The sequence below is a fragment of the Streptomyces sp. WM6386 genome (assembly GCF_000972385.1).
In the GTDB taxonomy this organism is placed as follows: Bacteria; Actinomycetota; Actinomycetes; order Streptomycetales; family Streptomycetaceae; genus Streptomyces.
In genome coordinates, this window is the sequence record NZ_JXTE01000139.1 from 1 (window position 1) to 4209 (window position 4209).

The 4209-nt window shown below is 70.8% G+C and carries 5 protein-coding genes; 4 read left to right on the top strand and 1 reads right to left on the bottom strand.

Features of this window, described 5'->3' with window-relative positions; all coding sequences use genetic code 11:
- Positions 1 to 104: CoA transferase (locus TN53_RS47045; RefSeq protein WP_158812423.1), on the bottom strand; the 104-nt coding region annotated here is incomplete at its 3' end.
- 181 nt (positions 105 to 285) lie between these two features.
- Between TN53_RS47045 and sucC the strand changes: the two genes are divergently transcribed.
- From sucC to TN53_RS47050, 4 genes are all read left to right on the top strand, one after another.
- Positions 286 to 1416, top strand: a complete 1131-nt coding sequence (gene sucC / locus TN53_RS39960; RefSeq protein WP_046263771.1) for an ADP-forming succinate--CoA ligase subunit beta — start codon at positions 286 to 288, stop codon at positions 1414 to 1416.
- Between the two features lie 11 nt (positions 1417 to 1427).
- Complete coding sequence (sucD, locus tag TN53_RS39965) at positions 1428 to 2330, top strand: succinate--CoA ligase subunit alpha (protein ID WP_046263772.1); 903 nt, start codon at positions 1428 to 1430, stop codon at positions 2328 to 2330.
- 138 nt (positions 2331 to 2468) lie between these two features.
- On the top strand, positions 2469 to 4025 hold the full coding sequence (locus TN53_RS39970; RefSeq protein WP_046263773.1) for an aldehyde dehydrogenase family protein: 1557 nt from the start codon (positions 2469 to 2471) through the stop codon (positions 4023 to 4025).
- 83 nt (positions 4026 to 4108) lie between these two features.
- A partial coding sequence (locus TN53_RS47050; RefSeq protein ID WP_158812422.1) for a CoA transferase occupies positions 4109 to 4209 on the top strand: 101 nt, incomplete at its 3' end.

Consider the following 4209-nt stretch of genomic DNA (forward strand, 5'->3'; position numbering starts at 1 on the left):
ACCACGTCCGCACCCAGCCACGCCAGCAACTGCGTCGCCGACGGACCCGACTGCACATGCGTCATATCCAGCACCCGCACACCCTCAAGAGCCTTCGTCGTCACAGGTCACCTCGCTTGTCCGTTGCCTTGAGCGTGCTGGCGGCGCTGATCCTGAGCCGTGCTCGGTAGATTGCATACAGTCGACGAATACTGTATGAAGATTGTTATCCCGCATCCCGTGGGTGATGTCCAGGGGTCGTGCACCACTTTTCGGACGCGACCCGATCGAGACGGGAGCCGAACCATGGACCTGTACGAGCACCAGGCCCGCGGGCTCTTCGAGGAACACGGCATCCTCGTGCCGAGGGCGGAGGTCACCGACTCACCCAAGGAGGCGCGCGAGATCGCGCGCACGCTGGGCGGCTCCGCCGTCGTCAAGGCGCAGGTCAAGACCGGGGGGCGGGGCAAGACCGGCGGTGTGCGGCTCGCGGCCGACCCGGCCGCGGCGGAACTGGCGGCGCGTCGGATCCTCGGTATGGACATCAAGGGCCACACCGTCGGCAAGGTCATGCTGGCCCAACCGGTGGACATCGAGGCCGAGTTCTACGTCTCGTACGTCCTGGACCGCGCGGCGGGCCGCTTCCTCGCCATCGCCTCCGCCGAGGGCGGCATGGAGATCGAGGAGGTCGCCGCCGGTCGGCCGGAGGCGGTCGCCCGCATACACATCGACCCGGCCGAAGGGGTCACGTCCGCCAAGGCGGGAGAGATCGCCGAGGCCGCCGGCCTACCGCCGCAGACCGTCGACGTCCTCGTACGGCTGTGGCAGGTACTGGTCCGCGAGGACGCCGTCCTCGTCGAGGTCAATCCGCTGGTCCGCACCCGGCAGGGGCAGATCCTCGCCCTCGACGGCAAGGTCACACTCGACGACAACGCCCGCTTCCGCCAGGCCCGTTGGGGCGTCGAGGAAGCGGAGCACGGGGACGCGCTGGAGGCGGCCGCAGCCGCGAAGGGCCTCAACTACGTCAAGCTCGACGGCGAGGTCGGCATCATCGGCAACGGCGCGGGGCTGGTCATGTCGACCCTCGACGTGGTCGCCGGCTGCGGCGCCCGGCCGGCCAACTTCCTCGACATCGGGGGCGGGGCGTCCGCCCAGGTGATGGCCGACGGGCTGTCCGTCATCCTCTCCGACCCGGCGGTGAAGTCGGTGTTCGTCAACGTCTTCGGCGGGATCACCGCGTGCGACGCGGTCGCCGACGGCATCGTACGGGCCCTGGACACCGTCCAGTTGACGAAACCGCTCGTCGTACGCCTCGACGGCAACAACGCCGCCCGTGGCCGTGCCGTCCTCGACGCGCACGCCCATCCGCTGGTCCAGCAGGCCACCACCATGGACGGCGCCGCCCGCCGCGCCGCCCGACTCGCCGACACAGCCTGAGGAGGCGGCACATGGCGATCTACCTCACCAAGGAGAGCAAGGTCCTCGTCCAGGGCATGACCGGCGGCGAGGGCATGAAGCACACCCGGCGCATGCTCGCGGCCGGCACGAACGTCGTCGGCGGCGTCAACCCGCGCAAGGCCGGCCGGACCGTCGACTTCGACGATCGTGCCGTACCTGTTTTCGGGTCGGTTGCCGACGGTATACAGTCGACCGGAGCCGATGTCACCGTCGTCTTCGTACCGCCCGCCTTCGCCAAGGCGGCCGTCGTCGAAGCCGCCGACGCCGGCATCGGGCTCGCCGTCGTCATCACCGAGGGCATCCCCGTCCACGACTCCGTCGCCTTCACCGCGTACGCGAAGGAGAAGGGCACCCGGATCATCGGCCCCAACTGTCCGGGCCTGATCACCCCCGGACAGTCCAACGCGGGCATCATCCCGGCCGACATCGCCAAACCCGGACGCATCGGCCTGGTCTCCAAGTCGGGCACACTCACCTACCAACTCATGTACGAGCTGCGCGACATCGGCTTCACAACCTGTGTAGGCATCGGCGGCGACCCCGTCGTCGGCACCACCCACATCGACTGCCTGGCCGCGTTCCAGGACGACCCCGACACCGAACTCGTCGTCCTCATCGGGGAGATCGGCGGCGACGCCGAGGAACGCGCGGCCGCGTACATCGAGCAGCACGTCGGCAAACCGGTCGTCGGCTACATCGCCGGATTCACCGCGCCCGAGGGTAAGACCATGGGACACGCGGGCGCCATCGTGTCCGGTTCCTCGGGCACGGCGCAGGCCAAGAAGGAAGCGCTGGAAGCGGTCGGCGTCAAGGTCGGGAACACCCCGACCGAGACGGCCCGGCTCGTGCTCGACCTGCTGGCGGCCGACCGCGACGCACCCCGCAAGGCGTGATCGCCCGGCGCCACCGAGTTCCTCCCCTATATACGCGACCACTGGTCGCACGGACCTGCCCTCCGCGGTCCCGCAGAACGTTCCGTGGACGCCAGGCACCCCCCGCCCCCGACTGTGCACCGAGAGCGGAGACACCGAATGACAACCACCCTCAACTCCACCCCCCTCGTCGTGAAGTCCGGCACCACCTGGGACGACGCCTGGCGGCGCTGTCTCGCGGCCGCCCCCGAGGCGTTCCGCGACGACCGGGTCCTCAACCTCTGGAACGCCGCCTGGCGGGCGGACGGCCGCGCCCTGCCCGCCACCAGCCCCGTCGACGGCAGCCCGATCGCCGGCCCGCCGCGTCTGGACCGCGAAGCCGCCCACCACGCCGTCCGCGCCTCCCTCGACCAGCACCGCGCGTGGCGGCACGTCCCGCTGGAAGAGCGCCGGGCCCGTGTCGCGGCCACCCTCGACGCCCTCACCCAGCACCGCGAACTCCTCGCCCTGCTGCTCGTCTGGGAGATCGGCAAGCCGTGGCGGCTCGCTCAGGCGGACGTCGACCGGGCCATCGACGGGGTGCGCTGGTACGTCGACGGCATCGAGCCGATGGTCGCCGGGCGGGCTCCGCTGGACGGCCCGGTGTCCAACATCGCCAGCTGGAACTATCCGATGAGCGTGCTCGTTCACGCCATGCTGATTCAGGCCCTGGCGGGCAACGCGGTCATCGCCAAGACCCCGACCGACGGCGGTGTCGCCTGTCTGACCCTGGCCTGCGCACTCGCCGCCCGCGAGGGGATCCCCGTCACCCTGGTCAGCGGCAGTGGGGGCGAACTGTCCGAGGCGCTGGTGCGGGCGCCAGAGATCGGCTGCGTCTCCTTCGTCGGCGGCCGCGACACCGGGGCCGCCGTGGCCACGGCCGTCGCCGACCTCGGCAAGCGTCATGTCCTCGAACAGGAAGGGCTCAACACCTGGGGCATCTGGAACCACTCGGACTGGGACGCCCTCACCGCCGTCATCCCCAAGCTCTTCGACTACGGCAAGCAGCGCTGCACGGCGTACCCGCGCTTCGTCGTCCAGCGGGAGCTGTTCGACGACTTCCTCGCGGCGTACCTCCCCGCGGTGCGCACGCTCAAGGTCGGCCACCCGCTCGCCGTCGCCCGGGCCGACGACCCCTACCCGGCACTGGACTTCGGCCCGGTGATCAACGCGGCCAAGGCGAAGGACCTGCACGACCAGGTCGCCGAGGCCATCGCCCGCGGCGCCGTCCCCCTGCACCGCGCCAGTGAGAGCGACGCCCGGTTCCTGCCCGGCCAGGACACCTCGGCGTACGTCCAGCCCGTCACGCTCCTCAACCCGCCCCCGTCCTCACCGCTGCACCACGCGGAACCGTTCGGCCCGGTCGACACCATCGTCCTGGTCGACACCGAGGCGGAGCTGCTGGCCGCGATGAACGCCTCCAACGGCGCGCTGGTGGCCACGCTGTCGACGGACGACCGCGCCACCTTCGACCGGCTCGCCCCGCAGATCCGGGCGTTCAAGGTCGGCCACGGCAAGCCGCGCTCGCGGGGTGACCGCGACGAACTGTTCGGCGGGTTCGGCGCGTCCTGGCGCGGCGCCTTCGTCGGCGGCGAGCTGCTGGTGCGCGCCGTGACGCGGGGCCCGGCGGGGGAGCGGCTGCCCGGGAACTTCCCTGAGTACCAGCTCATGCCGTGACCGGCGGCCGAGGGCGGCGCCCGTGCGAGTGCGCCGCTCTCGGGAGCGCGTGCAGACGTCGACGTACAAGTGAGGTGGCGATCATGACGAAGGCTCTTGAGGGTGTGCGGGTGCTGGATATGACGCATGTGCAGTCGGGTCCGTCGGCGACGCAGTTGCTGGCGTGGCTGGGTGCGGACGTGGT

Coding starts and splice junctions, on each gene's coding strand:
- TN53_RS39970 (WP_046263773.1), top strand. CDS start 2,469: ATGACAACCACCCTCAACTCCACCCCCCTCGTCGTGAAGTCCGGCACC.
- sucC (WP_046263771.1), top strand. CDS start 286: ATGGACCTGTACGAGCACCAGGCCCGCGGGCTCTTCGAGGAACACGGC.
- sucD (WP_046263772.1), top strand. CDS start 1,428: ATGGCGATCTACCTCACCAAGGAGAGCAAGGTCCTCGTCCAGGGCATG.